This is a genomic window from Mycobacterium sp. URHB0044 (assembly GCF_000620625.1).
GTDB lineage: Bacteria > Actinomycetota > Actinomycetes > Mycobacteriales > Mycobacteriaceae > Mycobacterium.
This window is the reverse complement of record NZ_JIAW01000021.1, coordinates 47,045-68,704: the sequence shown is the minus strand read 5'-3', so window position 1 is coordinate 68,704 and position 21,660 is coordinate 47,045. Positions and strand designations below refer to the sequence as shown.

Genomic DNA, 21,660 nt, shown 5'->3' with positions numbered 1-21,660 from the left:
CAAAGTTAGGAGGGAGTGAGCCGGCCGTCAAGGGCTGTTTTCCCGCCGAGACTGCGGGGAGATCGCAAAAAAGGCGCCAGCAGCGATCTGTTAGCAGTCTCGGCGAGTTGGGTGGACGGCTGAGCTCAGCGCCTCTTGCGGATGATCGCCCGCAACTTGTCCAGCCTGCCTGCGATCTCGCGTTCGGCGCCGTGACTGGTCGGCCGGTAGTAGTCGACGCCGACGATCTCATTCGGCGGATACTGCTGCGGCACAACGCCATCGGGGTCGTCGTGCGCGTACTTGTAGCCGATCGCGTTGCCGAGGCCTGCCGCGCCGGAATAGTGGCCGTCGCGCAGGTGGGCGGGCACCAGACCGGCCTTGCCCGCCTTGATGTCGGCGATCGCCGCACCGAGCGCCGTCGTCACCGCGTTCGACTTGGGCGCCGTCGCGAGGTGCACCGTCGCATGCGCCAGCGTGAGCTGTGCCTCGGGAAGTCCGATCAACTGCACGGTCTGCGCGGCGGCCACCGCCGTCGGCAACGCAGTCGGATCGGCCATTCCGATGTCCTCGCTGGCCAGGATCATCAACCGGCGGGCGATGAAGCGCGGGTCCTCCCCCGCCACCAGCATTCGCGCCAGGTAGTGCAGGGCCGCGTCGACGTCGGAACCGCGAACCGACTTGATGAACGCGCTGATCACGTCGTAGTGCTGATCGCCGTCGCGGTCGTAACGCACGGCGGCCTTGTCCAGCGACTGCTCGATGGTCTCGACCGTGACGTTCGCGGTTGCCTCGGCCGCCACTTCCAGTGCGGTCAGCGCCCTACGTGCATCGCCCGTCGACAGCTGCACCAGCAGGTCGACGGCATCGTCGGTGACCGTCGTCTTGCCGCCGAGGCCGCGTGGGTCGTCGATGGCGCGCCGAATGACGGTCCGGACGGCGTCGGCAGTCAGTGGCTGCAGTTGCAGGATCAGCGACCGGGACAGCAACGGCGCGACGACGGAGAACGACGGGTTCTCGGTAGTGGCCGCGACGAGCAGCACGACGCGGTTCTCGACGGCGGACAGCAGCGCGTCCTGCTGGGTCTTGGAGAACCGGTGCACCTCGTCGATGAACAACACGGTCTGCTCACCGTGCACGGCGGCGCGGCGCGCGACGTCGATGACCGCGCGAACTTCCTTGACCCCGGCCGAGAGCGCCGACAACGCCTCGAACCGTCGCCCGGTGGCCCCCGAGATCAGCGCGGCGAGCGTGGTCTTCCCGGTACCGGGCGGCCCGTAGAGGATGAGCGACGCCGCGCCGGAGCCCTCGGCGAGCCGGCGCAGCGGCGAGCCCGGTTGCAGCAGGTGGTCCTGCCCGACTACCTCGTCAAGCGTCGCCGGTCGCATCCTGACTGCCAGCGGCGAGGACGCGCCGACGGGCCCGCCCGCGGTCGACCTGGGTTCACCGGGGACGTCGAACAGACCGTCGGACACGTTCTCTGCTTACCACGCCGCTACGACGGCTGTTGCGTCACGAAGTCGATGAGCTCCTCGACCCGGCCGATCAGCGCCGGCTCGAGGTCGTTCCAGTCGCGCACCCTGCCGCGGATCCGCTGCCAGGCCTGCGCGATGTCGGCCTGTCCGGCGTGCGGCCAGCCGAGCGCTTCGCAGATGCCGTGCTTCCACTCCACGGTGCGCGGGACGACCGGCCACGCCTTCAGTCCGAGCCGGCCGGGCTTGACCGCCTGCCAGACGTCGACGAAGGGATGCCCGACGACGAGGGTGTGGGCACCGCCCGGGCCGCGCCGGACTGCGTCGGCGATACGGGTCTCCTTCGAACCGGCCACCAGGTGGTCGACGAGCACGCCGAGCCGGCGGCCGGGGCCGGGCTGGAAGTCGGCGACGATGGCGGTCAGATCGTCGATGCCACCGAGGTACTCGACGACGACGCCCTCCACGCGCAGATCGTCACCCCACACCTGTTCGACGAGTTCGGCGTCGTGACGTCCCTCGACGTAGATCCGGCTGGCCAGCGCCGTGCGGGCCCGGGCTCCGGCGACGGCCACCGAGCCCGATGCCGTCCTGGTCGGCGCGGCGGGCGCCGTGCGCCGCGGCGGGTTGAGGATCACCGGCTTGCCGTCGATCAGGTACCCGGGGCCGATCGGAAAGGACTTGCGTCGACCGTTGCGGTCCTCGAGTTGCATCCGCCCGTATTCGACCCTGACCACGGCGCCGACGTATCCGGTCGCCGCGTCCTCGACCACCAGGCCGATGTCGGCGACGCATTCTTTTGAGCGGGTTCGCTTCAGGCCGTGCGGATTGCTGGCCAGTACGTCGGAGCCGTATCGATCTTTCATCCCCGCGATCCTAGGAAGGATCCGCGCGGATGCCCGGCATCGCCACGCCTTGCGCCCCTACGATCGAGCGCGTGCTGCTGAATCGGGCCACCGCCCAGGGCATCGCCGACGGCACCATCACGCTCGTGCTGCGCCGCTGGGACGCACCGCGCGCGAAACCCGGTGGTACACAGCGCACTCCGGTGGGCACGATCCGCATCGACGGCGTCACCGAGCGCTCCGGTGGCTACCGCGTCACCGTCGCCGAGGCCATCGCGGCAGGGTATCCGAGCGCCAAGGCCGCGCAGCTCGACCTCGACCGACGCCCAGCCAGGCACACCTACCTGATCGCGGTGTCGTTCCTCGGGCCCGACGAGCGTCCCGCCCTGGCCGCCGACGACGCGCTCACCGAGGACGAGATCAACGCCATCACCGCACGATTGGACCGCTGGGACGCCGCCGGATCGCCCTGGACGCGCGACTACCTCGCGATGATCGGCGCGAATGAAGCCGTCCGCGCACCGGAACTGGCGGCGCGGGTCGGTCTGGACGTGCCGCGGTTCAAGCGCCGGGTGCGACAGCTGAAGGGCCTCGGGCTGACCATCAGCCTCGACGTGGGGTACCGGCTGAGTCCGCGCGGTCGGGCCTACCTGTCGGCGACGCGACCCGATTAGCCGAACGCCACGCCGACGCCGGGGCTGACCCCTATTGGCTCAACTTGGTGTTGATGTCGAACAGCACCTGCTCGCCCTCGACCTTGAGCACCTTCATGTGGGCGGTGTAGGCGCCGTCCGGGCCGGTGAACTTGCAGTCGAACTCCTGGCCCACCTTCGCCTCGATACCGTCGGGGCACTTCACGTCGGTCGGCTTGAAGTCCGTCTTCTCGGACACCAGGTCGACGACCGACTGTGCCGCGCCCTCGGGCTTGATGGTGGAAGAGCCGCACGCCGCGAGTTGCAGCGTTGCCGCACCGATGAAGAATGCGGCGCCGAGGCGGATTCCAAGAGTTCGGGTCATTTGCGGAATGGTGCTAGACGGTTTGCAGGAGGTCAATAGACACGCCGCGGGCCCACCGAGCAGTTGAACTCGTCGGCCGCGCACGTCGTGGTAACGGGTGTGACCTAAATCCACGGCAAGGGGGCAACCATGCGACTGCGATCATCCGTCACCGCCGGCTGCGCGATGGCGACCGCCACCACACTTCTCCTCGCGCCCGCAGCATTACCCAAGCCAACAGCCGCGCCGTCCGTCGGCACGGTGCGGCTCGCGGCCACGGCCACCGCGATTCCCGCAGCTGCCCCGCCGGGCGCGCTGATCTCGCAGTTCCTCGTCAACCAACTCGAAGACTGCTCGTTGATCTGCCCGTTCATCGTCCAGCTCGCCATCGAGCCGACGATCAAGTTCGCCGTCATTCCCGCGACGTTCGCAGCGGAACTCCAATCGGGACAACCGCTTCTCAATGCCATCGCCTTGACCGACGCGACGGTGAGTGGGGCGGCCAACGCCGCCCTCACCGGCATCATCGACAACGACCTCGGCCTGGTCCTGCCACGCGCGCAGAACGCCCTGGAAGTCGCCGTGATCGGGTTGATCGGCATCGGCACCACTGCCGTCACCCAGCCCGGCGACCTCCTTGCCGCCGTCAATACCGCACGCAACGACTTCCTCACCGCCTTGCAGCAGCCACCCGGAACGATGCCGCCTCCGACGGTGCACAACGGTCTGCAGGCCGCGGCGGTGCGGACCATCGAGGTCTTCTCGGCGTTGACCTTCCAAGCGCCAGAACGCCTCCTACTCGGCGTGACGCAAGCGGCGGACGCCTTCTTCTCCACCGTCGGCGCCACCGGCAACCTCGGTAGCGGTCTGACAGCCGCTGGTGCGTCGGTCGCGACGACGATCGACGAGTCGGTCGCCTTCGTCCGTCACGCGCTCACCGAGCCGATCCCGATCTCGACCAACACGGCCGCCACAGCCCCCACCAACGCGGCCACGGTGACGGCTACCACTGCGGACCCGACACCGTCGTCAGCGGCGCAGATCCGAACGTCCACGCCGAAACCCGCCGCCACCGTCCTGAACGCGCCCCGACGAACCAGCAAGGCGGACAACGACATTCCCGCCAAACCGACAACGGAGGCCACCGCCGACAGCACCAAGCCCGACCACCCGACACACGACGGAGTCAGCAAACGCCACGACGGCGATCGCTCGGGCCCACCGCACCGCGACACCCATCGAACCGCCAAGCCCTCCGACGGGTGACGCCGCGAATACGGTTACTCGGCCAGCTGGTTGACGACCGCGGCGAAGACGGCCGGCATCGCGGCCGCCGCGGGAACGATCGCCGAACGCATCGGCCCGATGGCGCTGGCCTGCAACAGGCCGGCCGTCAACAGCCGGTAACGGCGCGACATCCGACGCCATTGGCCGTCGTAGTCACCCGGCCGGTCGGCGGCGACGCAGCCCACCAACAGCTCCGCGGCACCGAAGGCAATGCCGAGCCCCTCACCGGTCAGCGCATCGACGTAACCCGCGGCGTCACCGACCAACAACACGCGGCCTGCCGTCCTGGCGCGCACCTTCTGTCGCAACGGTCCTGCAGCCCGGTCGCGGCCATGCGCGCATCCCCGCACGCGCGCCTCGAGGGCAGCGAAATCACCGAGGTGGCCGTCGAATCCGCCCCGACGCGACGTGAGGATCGCGATGCCCACGCAGTCGTCGGCGACCGGAGTCACGTAGGCCTCGGCGTCAGTGCCCCAGTGCACCTCGACGTGGTCGGTCCACGGCGCCGTCTGCACGTGGCGTCGCAGACCCCATCGGCGCCTTCCGCCTGACGGAATCTCCAGGCCCGTCGAGCGCCGGATGGGTGAGTGCAAGCCGTCGGCGGCGGCGAGATACCGAGCTCGAAACCCGGCCGCGTGAACCGACTCGGCGTCCTGCGTCACGTCGGCCACCTCGCCGTGGACCACGCGTACCCCGGCGGCGTTGGCGGCCTCGGCGAGCGCGGCGTGCAACACCGTCCGGCGCACGCCCCGTCCCGTGCCGGAGCGGAACGGCGCACTCGCCGACCGACGACCGTCGAGATACGTGATGCCGCCAAGCGTCCTACCCGTCGGCTCGACCCCGAGTCGCTCCAACTGGGCGACGGTGTGCGGCATCAGCCCTTCCCCGCACGCCTTGTCGATGGCGCCGCTGCGGGGTTCGATCACCACCACCTCCAGACCCGCCCGGGCCCCGTGCAGGGCGGTGGCGAGCCCGGCCGGGCCTCCCCCGGCGACGAGGAGATCGATCACGTCAGTCTTGCCAGTGCGGCGTTCTCGACCTTGATCCGGGCCATCATGAGCGCCGCGTTCAGCACAGTGAACGCCAATGCCGTGATCCAGGCGGTGTGCACCAGCGGCAACGCGACGCCTTCCGCCGCGACCGCAACGTAGTTCGGATGTGACAGGTAGCGGTAGGGGCCGCCGGTGACCCGCGCGGCGCCAGGCACGACGATCACCCGGGTGTTCCACTGCCAACCCAAAGTGGTGATGCACCACCACCGCAAGCCTTGGGCGGCGAGCACGACCGCCAGCATCGGCCAGCCGAGCGCAGGGATGAACGGCCGATGCAAGGCAATGGCCTCGACCAGGCAACACGCAAGCAGAGCGGCGTGCAGAACCACCATCACCGGGTAGTGGCCCTTCCCGAACTCAGCGCCGCCGCGGGCCCGGCTCGTCGCCAGGTTGCGTTGCGACACCACGAGTTCGGCCACGCGCTCCACCGCGACCAGGCCGATGAGCACCTCGTAGGCGAGCACCGATCAGTGCCAGCGCAGGAGCACTAGTTCTGAGCAGAAGCCGGGCCCCATCGCCATCAGCACACCCGGGCTGCCGCTGGGCGGTTGTTTGGCGATCGTGTCGCGCAGGACGTGCAGTACCGACGCGGACGAGAGATTGCCCACCTCGCTGAGCGAACGCCACGTGAGTTCGAGTGCCTCATCGCCCAGCCCGAGCGTCGAGGTGATCGCCTCGATCACCTTGGGTCCGCCCGGATGGCTCACCCAGGCACCGACCTGATCGATGCGCAGGTCATGCGCCGCAAGGAATTCGGTGACGTCGTCGCGCAGGTACCGCTCGACGACCTCGGGCACTTCGCGGCCGAGGACGATCTGGAAGCCCGAGTCACCGATGTCCCATCCCATCGTCCGCAGCGAGTCTGGATAGAGATGGCTGCGGGAGTCGAGAACGTCCGGCCCGCGGGCACCGCTGGTTTCCGCCCGCTGCGCGCCCACCGCCACCACCGCTGCCGCGCCGTCACCGAACAGCGAGCCGGCCACCAGGTTGGCCATCGACGGATCCGCCGTTTGCAGCGTGAGGGAACAGAGTTCGACCGCGACCAGTGCGGCGACGCATTCCGGTGCGCCCCGCAGATAGTCGTTCATCCGCGCGACGCCCGCAGCGCCGGCCACGCAGCCGAGGCCGAAGACCGGCACCCTGCGTACGTCGGGGCGCAGACCCACGCGCGCGGCGATGCGGGCGTCCAGCGAAGGCACCGCGATGCCGGTGACGGTAGTGGACATGATCATGTCGACATCGCTTGGGAGCAGGCCCGCATCGTCGAGCGCGCCCTGCAGCGCCGCACAGCCGAGTTCGGTTGCCTTCTCGATGAATACGTCGTTGGCCTGCCCGAAGTCCGTGAGCTTCCGATAATCCTCCAGCGGCAGCACCAGGTGGCGGCTGGCGACCTTGGAGCTTGCATGGAAGTGCCTGATCAACTCCTCGTGCGGTTCATTCACCGGTAGGTCGATCAGCGCCTGGGTGATCTCGTGTTGGATATAGCGATTCGGCGGCAACGCGCCGTGCACGCCGGCGATGACACTCGTCTGCTCCATGTCTGGGACACGAAACCCGGCGTCAGTTGGTTCAGTCCGGGCGCCTAGCCTCCGCCGCTCGCGGCCGCGAGCTTGGCTGGGTCGGAGGTGACCTCGTCGATCACGGTGTGAATGAAGCGCATCTTCTCCAGCACCTTCGCCGGGAGGACGAACGGGTAGAGGTCGTCGTGGCCCATCGACCGGTTCACCATGTTGAGCGCCCACGACAGGGGCAGCCACATGTCGATGATGGCGTCGAAGCCGCTCGGCCCCAGATTCCGTCGCTCGAATGTCGCGGCGGCCGGCGCGAACGTGAAGGCGGCTGCCGTGTCCAGGGTGTCGCGGATGTGCAGGTAGTGCGCGAAGGTCTCCGCCCAGTCCTCGGCGGGATGCATGGTGGCGTACGACGAGACGTAATCGGCCGCCCAGCCGGGCGGCGCGCCCTGGCTGTAGTGCCGGTCGAGCGCGGCCTGGTAGTCGGCTTCGGGATCGCCGAACAACTCCTGGGCCTTCGCCTGATATTCCGGCGCGGCACCGACGAGCCGGTAGTAGTAGTAATGCCCGATCTCGTGTCGGAAGTGGCCGAGCAGGGTGCGGTAGGGCTCGGCCATCGCGATGCGTAGTTGCTCGCGGTGCACGTCGTCGCCTTCGGCGAGGTCGAGCGTGATGACACCGTTTTCGTGGCCCGTGAAGACCTTCTCGGACGCGCTGGACAGCAGATCGAACGCCAAGCCGTAATTCGGGTCCTCGTCACGGCCGACGATGGGAAGTTTCAGGTCCACCAACTCGACGATCAGCCGCCGCTTGGCTCTCTCCGCCGTGGCGAACGCCGCCATGGCCGGCGTGTCGGCGTCGTTGGGCCTGGTGCGGGTGAGCGCACACGACGTGCACAGCCGCCGGACCGGCGCCACACGGACCAGCCAATTGCACTCTGCTGCATGCAGATTCGCGCACAGCTGATACTCGCTGGCGTCGACGGCCCCGCCGTGTTCGCTCTCCGCACCCGACGCGATGACGAGAAAGGCCATGTCGTCCAGCGAGAAGCCCAACCTGCTGCGGCATGACAGGCAGACCGAATTCTCGAAGGCCAGGTGCTGCCCACAGTTGGGACAGATGAAGTCACGCATGGAGGATTCCCCCCTCGAACGGGACCACGTCGACGGCGACGTCGATCACGCTGCTCTCCGAGTCGGTGTAGATGATGCCGCGCAGCGGCGGCACGTCGGCATAGTCACGGCCGAACCCGACGACGATGTAACGCTCGTCGACCATCTGATCATTCGTGGGATCCAGGCCCAGCCACTGGTTCTGGGGTGTCCACACCGACGCCCAGGCGTGCGAGGCGTCGATGCCCACCATGCGTTCCTTTCCAGGCGGCGGGGCCGTCGCGAGATAGCCGGAGACGTAACTGGCGGCGAGACCGTTGGCACGCAGGCAGGCGATCGCCAGCCGGGCGAAGTCCTGACATACCCCCTCCCGTGCCGCCAAAACCTCAGCGACCTGGGTGGACACCGTCGTCGAACCCGAGCGGTAGGTGAAGTCGGTGTAGATGCGGGTGTTCAGGTCCCGCAGTACCTCGATCAGTGGCCGTCCCGGTTCGAAACTCGGTGCGGCATAGGCGCGTACGTCGTCGGTGATCTCGGGCGGCTGCAGGTCCAGGGTGAACTCGACGGCGAGCGCACCGTCGGGTCCGACGGGACGGGCGATCTCCCACGGGGCCTTCGCCGGACCGCTGCCGTACAGCTCGGCAGGGGGCGCATCGACGTCGACGACCGAATGGCTGGTGACCGACAGCGCGCGGTGCCGCTCGGTGACGTGGAAGTACGAGCTGATGTTGCCGTATCCGTCCCGGCTGGTGGAACTGTCGGCCGCCTCGGGATCGAGGACGAGTTCGTGCGACAGGCAACGCTGACGGTTGGAGTCCCGTGGGGTGAGGAAGCCCCGGCCGTAGGAGCTCGTCACGTCGTCGGAGTACCGGTACACCGTGCGGTGCGTGATCTCGTAGCACCGGCTGGCACTGACCGTCGGCCCGTCGGAGAAGCCCTCTGAGAAGCTCACGGCATCACCCGACGCTCGTCGGGTCCCCACAGCGGTTGCATGCCACCCGGCAGGGACAGGTGAGTTGAGGTGATGATGCGCGACAGTTCACGTAGATCGGCGTGGATGCCGTCGAGCAGGTCGGCCAGCTCGGCCCGCTTGCCGTCCGGCGTGACGTCCTCGAGGTCGGCCGGATCGAGGCGCCGCAGCCGAGCGCCGACCTCGTCGATCAGTCGTTCGGGCCGCGACGAACCCGACGACGACGGCAGGGCCTTGAGGTTCGTGCGCAGCCGCTCGAACTGATAGGCCAGCGATCGAGGGTTCTCCTCGTCGAACAGCACCAGGTCCGCGACGGCGGCGACGCTCACCTTGCCCAGCGTGCGCCTGCGATAGATGACCGACGACTCGCATGCCACCAGGGCCGACTCGGTGATGGTCTGCTCGGCGCCTGCACTCCGCACGGTGGTCAGCGTGGCACTCAGGAGCGTGACCAGCCAAATCCCCCGCTCGATGCGCTTGCCGATGTCCATCACGGTCCAGCCGACGTCGTGCACCATCGACTCGGCAGCCACCCCGGACAGCGCGAGCATGCCTGCGAGCGTCTGGCTGTGGGCGTTCGCGAGGTAGGCCTCGCCCTCGTTCTTGGAGTCCGGTGGCGAACCGGACGGGTGCAGCACCGCACGCTCGACGGCGGCCAGCACCATCCAGGTGTCGTTCGACATCTGGTCGCGAACCGCGCGCGAGGTCAGGCCCAGCCGTTCGACCGATTGCGCCAGCGCGCCGGGGCGGTGCCGGTCGGCGGTGAGCGACCACAGCGTCGTCGGCGCTATCGCGACCAACTCGGCGTAGTCGCCGTCGCCACCGGCGTCGGTACCGGTGATCCGGCCGAGTGCGGTGAGCAGGACGGGAACGCACTCACTTCCGGCCAGGTCCCTGCGGTATCGGAATTCGTGGTACCGCTCGCGCGTGATGTTGAGCAGCCGGGCCATGCTCTCCGCGCGTTCGGCGTAGCGGCCGAGCCAGAACAGGTCGGACAGCACGCGCGGTGAGCTGACGGCACGGGTGGGGCTGGGGGTGATCGCCGGCAGGTCCACCGACGGCGTCGGAATCCGCTCGGCCGTCACCCGGGCCGGCGTGCGGATCCAGATGTCCTTGGCTGCAACGGTGTTCAGCTTGTGCGCGGCATGTCCCGGGGCGAGGAGGTAGCCAAGTCCGCCGTTCATCGGCGCATATCCACCACGCTGAGCGACGGTGAACAGGCGCATGCCCACGCTGCCCGACGACAGGCCGGTGGGATGCACGTCCGTTGGCGCCGAAGAGAACTGGGGCAACTCCTGACCCACCCACTGCCACGGCGTGGCACCGATCCGCGCGGCCAGTTCCTCGCGCCGCGCTGCCGACAGCGCCGGGCCGACGATCGTCTCACCACCGGTAACCGGCTTGATCAGCAGCGACGACAGGTTGGCGAGCAGGTGCGATCGCTCCACGTCGATGCCGCCCCAATAGGCAGGTGCGGTCTGCAGCAGCGGCGTCTCGCCGAGCAGCAGCTCCGCCAATTCGGGCAGGAACCGAAGCAGCCCCGGGCTTTCCAGGATGCCGCTGCCGAGTGTGTTGACCACGGTCACCGCCCCGCGCCGCAACACCTCGACCAGCCCGACGACACCGAGCCGCGAGTCGGGACGCAGATCGAGTGGGTCGGCGTAGTCCGCGTCGACTCGGCGCAGCACCACGTCCACCCGCTTCAGCGTGCCGAGCGAACGCATCCACAACTTGCCGTCGCGGACCACCAGATCGGCGCTCTCCACCAGCGGGAAGCCGAGCACGCTGGCCAGGTAGGCCTGGTCGAACGCGGTCTCGGAATGGATGCCCGGACTCAGCACCACCACGACGGGTTCCTCGGCCGACTCGGGGGCGGCGTCGATGAGCGCGAGCCGCAACGCCTGCGCCCACGGCGAGGCGGGCCGTGGGCCGATGCGCTCGTAGAGGTCGGGCATCGCGTGTGCGGCGACGCGGCGATCGGCCAACGCGTACCCGGCACCCGAGGGGGCCTGGGTCCAGTCCGCGTTGACCACGAAGTCGCCGCCCTTGTTGCGGCTGATGTCGCAGCCGTGCAGGAACAGCTGATGACGCCCCGGCACGACGATGCCACGGGCGGCCCTGACGTAACCGGGATGGGCGAACAGCAGGGCAGGAGGCAGCGTGCCGCTGGTGATCGACCGACGTGGCCCGTACAGATCCGCAAGGACGGCGTCGAGCAGCCGCGACCGCTGCACCAGACCGGACTCGATGGTGTCCCAGTCGGGCGACGAGATCACCAGCGGTAGCGCGTCGAGGTGCCACGGGCCCGGCACCGAGGTGCCATCGCCGTTCGTGACCGCTTCGCCGTGCCGATCGACCTGGACGAACGTGATGCCGTCGTTGTCGACGAGGCTTCTGACCGCCGACCGCAGCCGGTCCAGCCCGCCACGCCCCCGCTCCGACACGCATTCGGCGAGGTCTTGCCATGCGGGGCGGATGTTGCCTCCCGCGTCGACGAACTCGTCGTAACCGGTGGCCGCGCCGCCCCTGACGTCGAACAACGCCTCCTGCGCGCGTGCCGAGCGGTAGCCGGCCAGCACGTCGTCGGCGTCGCCGACCGCAGGGGGCGGCTCGGGTGAGCCGCTAGCGCGAAGAATCATCAACGCAGAACGGTACGCACCCGGCGCAGGTCCAAGATCCCCGGCGCGCCCACATCGGTGGACTGGCGGGCCTGCTTCTCGCGGATGTCGGACATGTCGACCTGTCCCGGGGTGAAACCGGCGGCTTCGAAACGCCTGCCGCGGCGGGACTCGGCCTCGACGGCGTTGACGGGCGGCGTCTCGTATGACCGTCCGCCGGGATGGGATACGTGGTAGGTACATCCGCCGCGGGACACGCCGTTGGCGGTGTCGACGAGTTCGAATCGCAGCGGCCCGTCGACGGTGATGGTCGGATGCAGGGCACTCGGCGGCTGCCACGCGCGGTAGCGCACGCCGCCGACCTGGACGTCGGGGTTGTCCGTGGCCAGCAGTGGGATCGGGTAGCCGTTTGCGGTGACGACGTAGCGGTGCCGGTCGGCGCCGATGAGCCTGACCTGGATGCGCTCCACCGATGAGTCGACGTACCGGGCGGTGCCGCCGGCGGTGGACTCCTCCCCCAGGACGTTCCACGGTTCGATGGCGCCGCGCAGTTCGATCTCCACACCGTCGAACACGGCGGTGCCGATGCGCGGGAAGCGGAACTCGGTGAACGGGTCCAGCCAACTGGTGTCGAAGTTGATTCCGTGCGCCCGCAGGTCTGCGGCGACGTCCGCGATGTCGTGAATGATGAAGTGGGGCAACAGATATCTGCCGTGCAGGTTGGCGCCGTGGCGGATCAGCGGCGCGTGCAGCGGTTCGTCCCAGAACCAGGACACCAGCGCGCGCACCAACAGCGATTGCACCATCGCCATCTGGAAGTGCGGCGGCATCTCGAAGCCGCGCAACTCCAGCAGGCCGAGGCGGCCGCGCGCGCTGTCCGGGCTGTAGAGCTTGTCGATGCAGAACTCGGCGCGGTGGGTGTTGCCGGTGATGTCGGTGAGCAGGTGGCGCAACGCGCGGTCGGTCACCCACGGCTTCGCTGTTCCCGAATCGCGTGTCAGTCTTGCGATCTCGGCAAAGGCGATCTCCAGCTCGTAGAGCGAATCCGACCGGCCCTCGTCGACGCGGGGCGCCTGCGAGGTCGTGCCGATGAAGCGCCCGGAGAACAGGTAGGACAACGCGGGGTGACGCTGCCAGTAGGTCAGCATCGAGACCAGCAGGTCGGGTCGGCGCAGCAGCGGCGACTCGGCAGGAGTGGTGCCGCCCAGCGTGATGTGGTTGCCGCCGCCGGTGCCGCCGTGCGTGCCGTCGAAGTCGAACGATTCCGTCGACAGCCGGGACAGGCGGGCCTCCTCGTAGAGCGTCTCCAGCTGCTGGCGCTGCTCGGCGAAGCTGGCCGTTGGCGCGACGTTGACCTCGATGACGCCCGGGTCCGGGGTGACGGACATGGCCACCAGGCGGGGATCGGGCGGCGGGCCGTAACCCTCGACGACCACCGGGCAATCCGCCTTGGCGGCCGCGGCCTCGATCCGGGTGACGAGGTCCACGAAGTGCTCGAGTTCCTCTGTGGGGGGAAGGAATACATACAGCACACCGTCTCGGACCTCGGCGACCATCGCCGTCGGGGGCGCGCCGTCGGCATCCTCGACCGGCGCGGTCGCATCCTCGGATCCCGCATCCGAGGACGGCATCAGCGCGCCACGGCGTCTCGAGGGGTCGGCGTCGAACGAGGGGCGCGGTGGCCGCCAGCTGACCGACTTCAGCGGCAGCCGAAGGCCGGCAGGCGAGTCGCCGTCGAGCAGGACCAGCCGTCCGCGGCGCAGCCGCCAGTCCGCGCTCGCCCACCCCGTGTCGTCGTCACGCCGGTGCAGCGGCAGCACGTAAGCCGCAGCCTCACCGACGGTCTCGTCCAGGCGCGCCAGCAGCCCGGCCCGCGCGTCGGCGGTGTCGGCCGCCAGATCCTCGTCCGCTGCAACCGGGTCGCCGGCCGGTTGCCGCACCGAGTCGGCGAGCCGGCTCAGCGCGTCCTCGTAGGCTGGGCGCACCTGGCTGGCGGGCAGCCCGAGGCCGTCCGCGAGGTAGCCGAGGAGTCGCCGTCCGGCGTCGGACGGCGCTTCGACGGTCTGCGAATCGGTCGACCATGGGTCGGCGAGCAGAGCTGCGTTGGTCCACAGGGGTGATCCGTCGGCGCGCCAGTACAGACCAATCTGCCAGCGGGGCAACGGTTCCCCGGGATACCACTTGCCCTGGTTGCGCTGCACCAGCCCCTGCGGTGCCCATTGCGCCTTCAGTCGCGCGGCCAGCGCTGACGCCCGTTCCCGTTTGAGTGGGCCGTCGGCGTCGGTGGTCCACTCCGGATCGACCTGGTTGTCGATGGAGACGAACGTCGGCTCGCCTCCCACGGTGAGGCGGACGTCATTGGCCGCCATCCGCTCGTCGACCCGGGCGCCCAGGGACTGGATGGCGTCCCAGGCAGCGTCGGTGTAGGGCAGTGTCACCCTGGGGTCCTCATGTACCCGGGTCACCAGGTTGGAGAAGTCCAGCGTGGTCTCGCACGGCTCCGTCGCACCGGTGATGGGCGCCGAGGACGCCGGGTGCGGCGTCGCCGACAGGGGAATGTGCCCTTCCCCGGCGAACAGTCCAGAGGTCGGATCGAGCCCGATCCAGCCGGCTCCAGGGATGTACACCTCGGTCCAGGCATGGAGGTCGGTGAAGTCCGCGGTGGGACCCGACGGTCCGTCGAGCGCCCGCACGTCCGAGGTGAGCTGGACCAGGTATCCCGACACGAACCGGGCGGCGAGGCCCATCTGACGCAGGATCGAGACGAGCAACCAGGCCGAGTCGCGGCAGGATCCGATGCCACTGCGCAGCGTGAAGTCGGGGGTCTGCACGCCTGGTTCCATGCGCACGCTGTAGCCGACGTCGCCGTTGACCGCCCGGTTGAGGGCGACCAGGAAGTCGATCGTGCGGGTGCCTGATGCAACCGAGAAGTCCTTCACCCACGCCTGCGCCAAGTCGCCCGGCCCTGTCCCCTCGTCGGCCTCGTCGACCGGCCGCAGATACGGCTTGAGGTCCTCTGCCAGCGCCTTCGGGTACTCGAAACCGATCCGCTCGGCGTACTCCTCGATGAAGAAGTCGAAGGGGTTGATCACCTTGAGGTCGGCGATCAGGCCGACGGTGATGGTGAGGCTACGTGTGCGCGACGGGAACACCAGCCGGGCCATGAAGTTCCCGAATGCGTCCTGCTGCCAGTTGACGAAGTGGTCCGCAGGTTCGACGGTCAGCGAGTAGGCCTCGATCGGGGTACGCGAGTGCGGGGCCGGGCGCAGCCGGACGACATGGGGATACACCTCCACCAGTCGGTCGAACGTGTAGCTGGTGCGATGCTCCAGCGCCACCTTGATACCCATGGGTTGATCCCATCACAACCGATATGAAACCGCGCACCGCAGCGGGGTTACGTCCGGTGCGCGCGGCGGTGAACCCAGAGCACCACCACCCCAGCCACCACGATGCCGACCAGGTTGACCGCCAGCTGCGCGGCCGACTTGGCGGCCACGTCCCACTCGCCGATCGTCGCGGCGACCACGGCGAACCCTGCGGCGGGCACGGTGGTGACCGAGATGAAGACCCCAACCAGCGCTGCGGATTTCGAGGAAACCAGTGACAGCATCCCAGCGGCGCCTGCGAACATCGCGACCACGAACGACAGCGGACCGACCTGGAAGATGAAGTCGACCTCGTTGAGTTCCCGCGTGCTGTTGAGGTCTATCCAGCCGACGGCCTCGCCGGCCAGCACGCCGATGCCGGTGACGAGCATCGCAACGGGAAAACCGACCAACAGGGCGATATACGCACGACGGGCGAGGTAGAGCCGGCGGCGGACGAGTGCCACTGCGAGTGCGGCCAACGGCCCGAACTCGGGACCGACCACCATCGCTCCGACCACGGTCACCGGTGAGTCGGTGACCACGCCCACCGCGGCGATCAGGCACGCCAGGCAGAGGAACATCAGGAACGTGACGTTGAGCGTGGCCTCCTCGCGGGTCCGCGCGGCGAGTTCGTCCCAGATGACGGCGTCGGCGGGATCCCCTTCGGCCTCGTCCTCGGCACGGAAGGCCGCGGTCGACAACACCGTGTCGACGACGTCGAGTGTGATCGCTCCGCGTTCGCGCACACCGAGCTGCTTGAGCCGCTCCACGATGTCGTTGCCGGCCTCCCTGGCGATGTCGGCGGTGATCTCGTCGCCGCGGGGTTCCAGCGCGGCATCGCGGTGAAAGACGAGATGAGTCACGCCCGCGTGGCCCGTCAGAAGTTCGATCACCGGCTCACGCAAGTCCGCCGGAGCGATGACCCGTAAGTGCAGCACGCGCGCACGTTAGCGCTTCGCGGCGCGGTCACCGAGAAAGTGGTGACAAGTGTGGACGTTCCACACCAGTGTGTTGTAAATTCACACTCAGCGCGTTGATTACCCGCAGCGTTGCCCGAACGGCAAACCATATTTGTGAATTTTCCACACGATTGGTGGTTCTGAGCGTGGACGCGAAGACCCGCAGGGACCGCATCGAGCAGCGCGTCCGGGCCGACCGCGAAGTCGGCTACGCCGAACTCGCCGCGGAATTCGACGTCTCCGAGATGACGATCCGTCGGGATGTCGAGGCACTGGAGACCCTCGGCGTGGTCCGACGGGTGGTCGGTGGCGCGATCGCCTTGAAGGGCAAGGACACCGAACCCTCGTTCGCGACCAGGGTCGCCGACGCCGCGGACGAGAAGCGCCACATCGCCGACGAGGTCGCCGACCTGATCGGGCCCGCGGAGACCCTCATCCTCGACTCCGGAAGCACCGCGCTCGCCGTGGCCCAGTCGCTGCGTGGCCGCCGGCTGGGACTCACCGTCGTGACCCCTAGCGTGCTGGTGGCCCTGGCACTGATCGACGAAACGGACACCACCGTCGTCCTGACCGGCGGCGAGTTGCGGCCGGGGGAATTGAGCCTGATCGGTCCTGCCGCCGTCGACACGCTGGCCAACTACAACTGCGACACCTTCGTCATGGGCGTCGCCGGCATCGACGGCGAGCGCGGCATCTCCGACTACCACCAGGCGGAGAGCGCTGTGAAGCGGGCGGCGAGCCGACGCGCCGACCGGGTGATCGTCGCCGCCGACAAGAGCAAACTCGGCCGCGTCACGTTCGTCAGCATCGCTGCGCTGGCGCAGATCGACGCGATCGTCACCGACGGCGAACCCGACCACCCCACGCTGGTTGCCGCACGCAACGCCGGTGTCGACGTCATCTGCGTCGGCCACGCCTCGACGCCGGAGGTGGAATCGCTGTGAGCACCCACACCATCGGCGTCGACGTCGGTACCACCGGCACCAAGACGGTGCTGTTCAACACGGCGCGCGGCATCATCGCGCAGGCTTCCCGCGAGACGGTGCTGCACTCCTCGGCACCGGGCTTCGCCGAGGCCGATACCGACCAGTGGCACACCGGAGTCGTCGAATCCATCCGGGAAGTGCTGTGCGCCAGCGGTATCGACGGCGCGGCCGTCGGCGCCGTCGCGGTGTCCGGGATGGTACCTGCCGTGGTGCCGCTCGACCGGAGCGGAAAACCGCTGCGCCGCGCCATTCTTCAGAACGATGCCAGGGCGCATCAGGAGGTCGGGAAACTGGCGGCGGCTCTGGCGAGCGTCGACCTGGTCGCGATGACCGGTTCGGCACTGACCCAGCAATCGGTTGCCCCCACCGCGATGTGGCTGCGCGAACACGAGCCGGACGTCTACGCGCGCACGGCCCACTACGTCGGGTCCTACGACTGGGTGCTGACGGCGCTGGGTGCCGACGTCCACGTCGAACAGAACTGGGCCCTGGAGTCCGGCCTGTTCACCATCGACGGCGAGATCGCCGAGCAGGTGCTGTCGGCCGCCGGCCTCGACGCCGCCACGCTGCCGCCCGTCCACCGGCCGGGATCGCGGGTCGGCGACCTGAGCCGGGAGGCGGCCGAGGCGACCGGCCTGGCGGCAGGCACCGCGCTGATCGTCGGCGGCGCCGACCACGTGCTGTCCGCCTTTGCCGCGGGAGTGAACGCAGCGGGCGACGCCTTGGTGAAACTCGGTGGCGCAGGCGACATTCTGGTCGCCAGCGACACCAAGGTGGTCGACGAGCGGCTCTACCTCGACGCCCATCCCATGCCCGGGCACTGGCTGCCGAACGGCTGCATGGCCACCAGCGGCAGCCTGATCCGCTGGTTCCAAGCGCTGATCGGGGGCGAGGAACTGATTCGGCTCGACGACGAAGCGGAGGCTTCCGCACCGGCCGAAGTGCTGTGCCTGCCGTACTTCCTCGGCGAGAAGAGCCCATTGCACGACCCGGACCTGCGCGGCGTCTTCGCCGGGATGCACCTCGGGCACACCAGGGCGGATGTGTATCGCTCCGTGCTGGAGGCCATCGCGTTCGGCTTCCGGCATCACGTCGACGTGTTCACCGACATCGGCATCCGGCCCAGCCGGGTGATGATTACCAACGGCGGATCCAAGTCCACGCTGTGGAAGCAGATTCACGCCGACGTGCTCGGCATCGAGATGCGGCCCGTCCGTGGCCATCCTGGCGCCTCGCTGGGCGCGGCAGTGATCGCGGCCATCGGGATCGGCGCGCTCGACGACTGGTCGGATGCTGCCCGGTTCGTCGCACTCGACCCACCCGTCGTGCCCGACCCGACACGGCGGTCGATCTACGACGACGCCTACCGGACCTGGCGCGACCTCGGCGACGCGGTGACGCCGATTTCGCACGCGATGGCCAGAAACTCCAGGGAGATCCACGTCAAGTGAAAGGAACAGTGCCGCAATGACATCCACGACACCCCGGCGGAGGCGGCCATTCCTCGTCCGCCCCGTAGTCCCACTGCTCGCCGTGCTGGCGTTGCTGATCGGCGCCTGTGCGGGCAGCGGCGGCCCCGAACAGACCGAGGCGACCGGAACCGGAACGGTCCCCAAAGACGTCTCGGGCACGGTGCGCATCCTGATGGAGAACGTGCCCGACACCGACATCGTCAAGGCCATGGTTCCCGAGTTCAACAAGGACTATCCAAACGTCAAGGTCGACATCGAGACGCTCACCTACGACCAGATGCGCGACAAACTGGTGTCGTCGTTCCAGTCGCCGTCGGCGACCTACGACCTGATCATCGTCGACAACCCGTGGATGGTGGACTTCGCGAAGGCGAAGTTCCTCCAGCCGCTGGACGCCCGCATCGACAGCACACCGGATTACGACGCGGCGGACTTCTTCCCGTCGCTCACGCAGATCACCACCGTGGACGACGTCCACTACGGCGTGCCGTTCTACAACTACGCACTCGGATACCTCTACAACACCGACGATCTGGCGCAGGCCAAGCTCGAAGTGCCCAAGACCCTCGACGAGTTGGTCAGCACGTCGAAGGCGTTGAAGGTGGGTGACCGCGCAGGCATCGCGATGCAGCCGCAGCGCGGATACAAGATCTTCGAGGAGTGGGGCAACTGGCTGTTCGCCGCGGGCGGTTCCATCTACGACGCCGACGGCAAGCCCACCCTGAACACCCCGCAGGCCAAGCAGGCGCTGAACGCCTACATCGACACCTACCGCACGGCCGCTCCCCCGAACAGCCTCAACTGGGCCTTCGACGAAGCGTTCCGGTCGGTGTCCAGCGGCCAGGCAGCGTCGATGATCAGCTACAACTGGAACCTGCCCGCACTCAACGAGCCGGGCTCGGGGCCATCGGCAGGCAAGTACAAGCTGGCCGAAATCCCCGGCGGCAAGCAGGTTTTGGGCTCATGGAGCTGGGCCATCCCCACCAATTCCGGCGCCTCCGACGCGGCATGGGCGTTCGCGTCATGGCTCACCTCGAAGGCGCATGACGTTCAGCGCACCGAGAAGGGCGGCGCCGCGATCCGGCAGAGCACGTTGAAGGATCCGGCCGTACTCGGCGGACCGCTCGGCGCGGACTACTACAGGACCGTTGAGAAACTCCTCGCCAATGCTGCGCCGCTGAGCCAGGGCCCAAGCGGCGAAGAGATGATCCAGGCCGTCGGAACCGAACTGAACGAGGCGGTGGCGGGCACCAAGAGCGTCGACGACGCATTGGCTGCCGCGCAGGCCGCCGCAGAGAAGATTCAGGGCTAACCGCATGAAGCCGACCACCCCGCGAAGGGAGCGAAGACCATGGTGAAGTTTCACCACGGCATGGTCGCCCCCCTCATCGCACTCTTCGTCGGGGTGGTCGGTTTCCCGCTGGCATACGCGTTCTACCTCAGCATCACCGACTACAAGCTGACCAGTCACGGCACACCCAAACTGGTCGGCTCGGACAACTACGTCGCGACGCTGCAGAACGGCGCATTCTGGCAGGCGTTCGGCACCACCGCGACGTTCGTGGCCGTGGCGGTCGGCCTGGAGCTGTTGATCGGGCTTGCCATCGCGCTGGCGTTGCAAAAGCAGCGCTGGGCACGCGATCTCACGCGTTCGATGCTGCTGGCACCGATGTTCATCACCCCGATCGCGGTCGGGTTGATCTTCCGTTTCCTGCTCAACGATCAGATCGGCGCCATCCCGCACCTGCTACGGGCGCTCGGTGTCGACTACGACTTCTTCGGCCCGGGTCGGGCGCTGTTCACGCTGGCGTTCATCGACGTCTGGCAGTGGACGCCGTTCATGGTGCTGCTGTTGCTCGCCGGTCTGGAGTCCATCCCCCGCGAGCCGCTCGAGGCGGCCAGGGTCGACGGCGCCCGCGGCTGGTACGTGTTGCGCCGGGTGACGCTGCCCCTGCTCGCGCCGGTACTCGTCGTGGCCATTCTGCTGCGCAGTCTCGACGCCATGAAGGTGTTCGAGTACGTCTTCGCCACTACCCGTGGCGGACCTGGCACCGAGACCCAGACGCTGCAATACTTCGTGTACCAGACGGGGATTCAGTTCTTCCGCCTCGGCTCGGCGTCGTCGATGGCGTTCATCGTCCTGCTTCTCGTGTTGACGATCATCGTGGTCGCGTTCCGCCGGCTCGAGAAGGCGAAGCAGTCGTGAAGGACTCCCGGACGCTCACCGCCTGCCGCATCGCGCTGCTGTGGGCGGCAGGCATCGCGGTGTTCTTCCCCGTGCTGTGGATCGCACTCGCCAGCCTGAAAAGCCCTGAGCAGCTTGGTGATCCGTTCCTCCTGCAGTTCACACCCCGCCTCGACGCCTGGCGCAATGTGCTGACCTCCGGCATTCTCGCGGCCGCGGGTCGCAGCGCCGTCGTGGCGTTGACGACGGTCGCCGTCAGCGTCGTCGTCGGCAGCATGGGCGCCTACGCGATCGCCCGCTACCGGGCCGGTGGCACCGCCACCCGGTTCGGCATGCTCGCCGCCCAGGTGCTGCCGCCCGCGGTGCTGGTGTTCCCGTTCCTGACCATGGCCTACGCGCTGCGGCTCACCGACACGCTGGTTCCGGTGATCTTCGCGCATCTGAGTTTCGTTCTGCCCGTGGTCACCTGGTTCCTCATCGGATTCTTCGAGGCGGTCCCCCGCTCGCTCGAGGAGCAGGCGCAGGTGGACGGTTTCACTCGATTCCAGGCGTTCCGGCTGGTGGTCCTGCCCCAGGTCCTGCCCGGCATCGGGGCGGCGGCCATCTTCGGTTTCACGTTGTCCTGGAACGACTTGTTCTACGGGCTGATCCTGGCGCCGGGCAAGGCTGCCATCCTGCCCGTGGCCATCGCCGGTTTCAACACCTTCCGCGGCGTGCAGATCGGCTCGATGAGCGCAGCCATCCTGATCGCCGTCGTGCCCGTCGTCGTCGCAAGCTTCTTCATTCAACGCAGGCTGGTGCAGGGCATCAGCGGCGGCGCGGTCAAGTTCTAGAAAGTTGGTGAT

18 protein-coding genes are annotated in these 21,660 nt (G+C 68.3%); 7 read left to right on the top strand and 11 right to left on the bottom strand.

Features of this window, described 5'->3' with window-relative positions; genetic code table 11:
- Positions 1-125 precede the first annotated feature (125 nt).
- The gene (locus N536_RS0129785) at positions 126-1,454 is read right to left on the bottom strand and encodes a replication-associated recombination protein A (protein WP_029116960.1); all 1,329 of its coding nucleotides are present in this window, start codon (positions 1,452-1,454) and stop codon (positions 126-128) included.
- Between the two features lie 20 nt (positions 1,455-1,474).
- Positions 1,475-2,317, bottom strand: a complete 843-nt coding sequence (locus N536_RS0129780) for a DUF3097 domain-containing protein (protein ID WP_029116959.1) — start codon at positions 2,315-2,317, stop codon at positions 1,475-1,477.
- 71 nt (positions 2,318-2,388) lie between these two features.
- On the opposite strand from N536_RS0129780, the gene N536_RS0129775 reads away from it, so the two are divergent.
- A complete protein-coding gene (locus N536_RS0129775; protein WP_029116958.1) occupies positions 2,389-2,970 on the top strand; it encodes a hypothetical protein in 582 nt (193 codons plus the stop codon).
- Between the two features lie 31 nt (positions 2,971-3,001).
- Here N536_RS0129775 and N536_RS0129770 read toward each other — a convergent pair whose 3' ends face one another.
- The gene (locus N536_RS0129770; RefSeq protein WP_051574857.1) at positions 3,002-3,313 is read right to left on the bottom strand and encodes a DUF4333 domain-containing protein; all 312 of its coding nucleotides are present in this window, start codon (positions 3,311-3,313) and stop codon (positions 3,002-3,004) included.
- Positions 3,314-3,442: 129 nt separating this feature from the next.
- Between N536_RS0129770 and N536_RS40950 the strand changes: the two genes are divergently transcribed.
- The gene (locus N536_RS40950) at positions 3,443-4,558 is read left to right on the top strand and encodes a hypothetical protein (protein WP_051574856.1); all 1,116 of its coding nucleotides are present in this window, start codon (positions 3,443-3,445) and stop codon (positions 4,556-4,558) included.
- A 14-nt stretch (positions 4,559-4,572) separates the two neighbouring features.
- Here the strand turns inward: N536_RS40950 and N536_RS0129760 are convergent, their stop codons facing one another.
- Genes N536_RS0129760 through N536_RS0129725 form a run of 8 tightly spaced genes read right to left on the bottom strand, consistent with a single transcriptional unit; the run spans position 4,573 to position 16,151 of the window.
- Positions 4,573-5,589, bottom strand: coding sequence for an NAD(P)/FAD-dependent oxidoreductase (locus N536_RS0129760; protein WP_029116956.1), 1,017 nt, complete (start codon positions 5,587-5,589; stop codon positions 4,573-4,575).
- Positions 5,586-6,095 carry an isoprenylcysteine carboxyl methyltransferase family protein gene (locus tag N536_RS0129755; RefSeq protein WP_029116955.1) on the bottom strand — a complete coding sequence of 170 codons (510 nt, stop codon included), beginning with the start codon at positions 6,093-6,095 and terminating at the stop codon, positions 5,586-5,588. The genes N536_RS0129760 and N536_RS0129755 overlap by 4 nt, the downstream gene beginning before the upstream one ends.
- A 3-nt stretch (positions 6,096-6,098) precedes the next feature.
- On the bottom strand, positions 6,099-7,169 hold the full coding sequence (locus tag N536_RS0129750; RefSeq protein ID WP_029116954.1) for a type III polyketide synthase: 1,071 nt from the start codon (positions 7,167-7,169) through the stop codon (positions 6,099-6,101).
- Between the two features lie 44 nt (positions 7,170-7,213).
- A complete protein-coding gene (locus N536_RS0129745) occupies positions 7,214-8,275 on the bottom strand; it encodes a putative zinc-binding metallopeptidase (RefSeq protein WP_029116953.1) in 1,062 nt (353 codons plus the stop codon).
- On the bottom strand, positions 8,268-9,206 hold the full coding sequence (locus tag N536_RS0129740; RefSeq protein ID WP_029116952.1) for a transglutaminase family protein: 939 nt from the start codon (positions 9,204-9,206) through the stop codon (positions 8,268-8,270). Before N536_RS0129740 ends, N536_RS0129745 begins: the two co-directional genes overlap by 8 nt.
- Positions 9,203-11,863, bottom strand: coding sequence for a circularly permuted type 2 ATP-grasp protein (locus tag N536_RS0129735; RefSeq protein ID WP_029116951.1), 2,661 nt, complete (start codon positions 11,861-11,863; stop codon positions 9,203-9,205). The genes N536_RS0129740 and N536_RS0129735 overlap by 4 nt, the downstream gene beginning before the upstream one ends.
- Positions 11,863-15,192 carry a DUF2126 domain-containing protein gene (locus N536_RS0129730; RefSeq protein ID WP_029116950.1) on the bottom strand — a complete coding sequence of 1,110 codons (3,330 nt, stop codon included), beginning with the start codon at positions 15,190-15,192 and terminating at the stop codon, positions 11,863-11,865. The genes N536_RS0129735 and N536_RS0129730 overlap by 1 nt, the downstream gene beginning before the upstream one ends.
- Positions 15,193-15,239: 47 nt before the next feature.
- Complete coding sequence (locus N536_RS0129725; protein ID WP_029116949.1) at positions 15,240-16,151, bottom strand: DUF389 domain-containing protein; 912 nt, start codon at positions 16,149-16,151, stop codon at positions 15,240-15,242.
- 161 nt (positions 16,152-16,312) lie between these two features.
- On the opposite strand from N536_RS0129725, the gene N536_RS0129720 reads away from it, so the two are divergent.
- The 5 genes from N536_RS0129720 to N536_RS0129700 are packed head-to-tail and all read left to right on the top strand — an operon-like array spanning position 16,313 to position 21,648.
- Entirely contained in the window at positions 16,313-17,116 is an 804-nt protein-coding gene (locus N536_RS0129720; RefSeq protein WP_155948801.1) for a DeoR/GlpR family DNA-binding transcription regulator, read from the top strand.
- Positions 17,113-18,609, top strand: coding sequence for an FGGY-family carbohydrate kinase (locus tag N536_RS0129715; protein WP_029116947.1), 1,497 nt, complete (start codon positions 17,113-17,115; stop codon positions 18,607-18,609). The genes N536_RS0129720 and N536_RS0129715 overlap by 4 nt, the downstream gene beginning before the upstream one ends.
- A gap of 16 nt (positions 18,610-18,625) precedes the next feature.
- The gene (locus N536_RS0129710) at positions 18,626-19,942 is read left to right on the top strand and encodes a sugar ABC transporter substrate-binding protein (protein ID WP_029116946.1); all 1,317 of its coding nucleotides are present in this window, start codon (positions 18,626-18,628) and stop codon (positions 19,940-19,942) included.
- A 42-nt stretch (positions 19,943-19,984) separates the two neighbouring features.
- On the top strand, positions 19,985-20,836 hold the full coding sequence (locus N536_RS0129705) for a carbohydrate ABC transporter permease (protein WP_029116945.1): 852 nt from the start codon (positions 19,985-19,987) through the stop codon (positions 20,834-20,836).
- Positions 20,833-21,648, top strand: a complete 816-nt coding sequence (locus N536_RS0129700) for a carbohydrate ABC transporter permease (protein WP_029116944.1) — start codon at positions 20,833-20,835, stop codon at positions 21,646-21,648. The genes N536_RS0129705 and N536_RS0129700 overlap by 4 nt, the downstream gene beginning before the upstream one ends.
- The last annotated feature ends 12 nt before the right edge of the window (positions 21,649-21,660 follow it).

Bases quoted from the DNA above. Each gene is read 5' to 3' on its own strand.
- N536_RS0129750 (WP_029116954.1), bottom strand. From the start codon at position 7,169: ATGGAGCAGACGAGTGTCATCGCCGGCGTGCACGGCGCGTTGCCGCCG.
- N536_RS0129745 (WP_029116953.1), bottom strand. From the start codon at position 8,275: ATGCGTGACTTCATCTGTCCCAACTGTGGGCAGCACCTGGCCTTCGAG.
- N536_RS40950 (WP_051574856.1), top strand. From the start codon at position 3,443: ATGCGACTGCGATCATCCGTCACCGCCGGCTGCGCGATGGCGACCGCC.
- N536_RS0129710 (WP_029116946.1), top strand. From the start codon at position 18,626: ATGACATCCACGACACCCCGGCGGAGGCGGCCATTCCTCGTCCGCCCC.
- N536_RS0129770 (WP_051574857.1), bottom strand. From the start codon at position 3,313: ATGACCCGAACTCTTGGAATCCGCCTCGGCGCCGCATTCTTCATCGGT.
- N536_RS0129780 (WP_029116959.1), bottom strand. From the start codon at position 2,317: ATGAAAGATCGATACGGCTCCGACGTACTGGCCAGCAATCCGCACGGC.
- N536_RS0129735 (WP_029116951.1), bottom strand. From the start codon at position 11,863: ATGATTCTTCGCGCTAGCGGCTCACCCGAGCCGCCCCCTGCGGTCGGC.
- N536_RS0129730 (WP_029116950.1), bottom strand. From the start codon at position 15,192: ATGGGTATCAAGGTGGCGCTGGAGCATCGCACCAGCTACACGTTCGAC.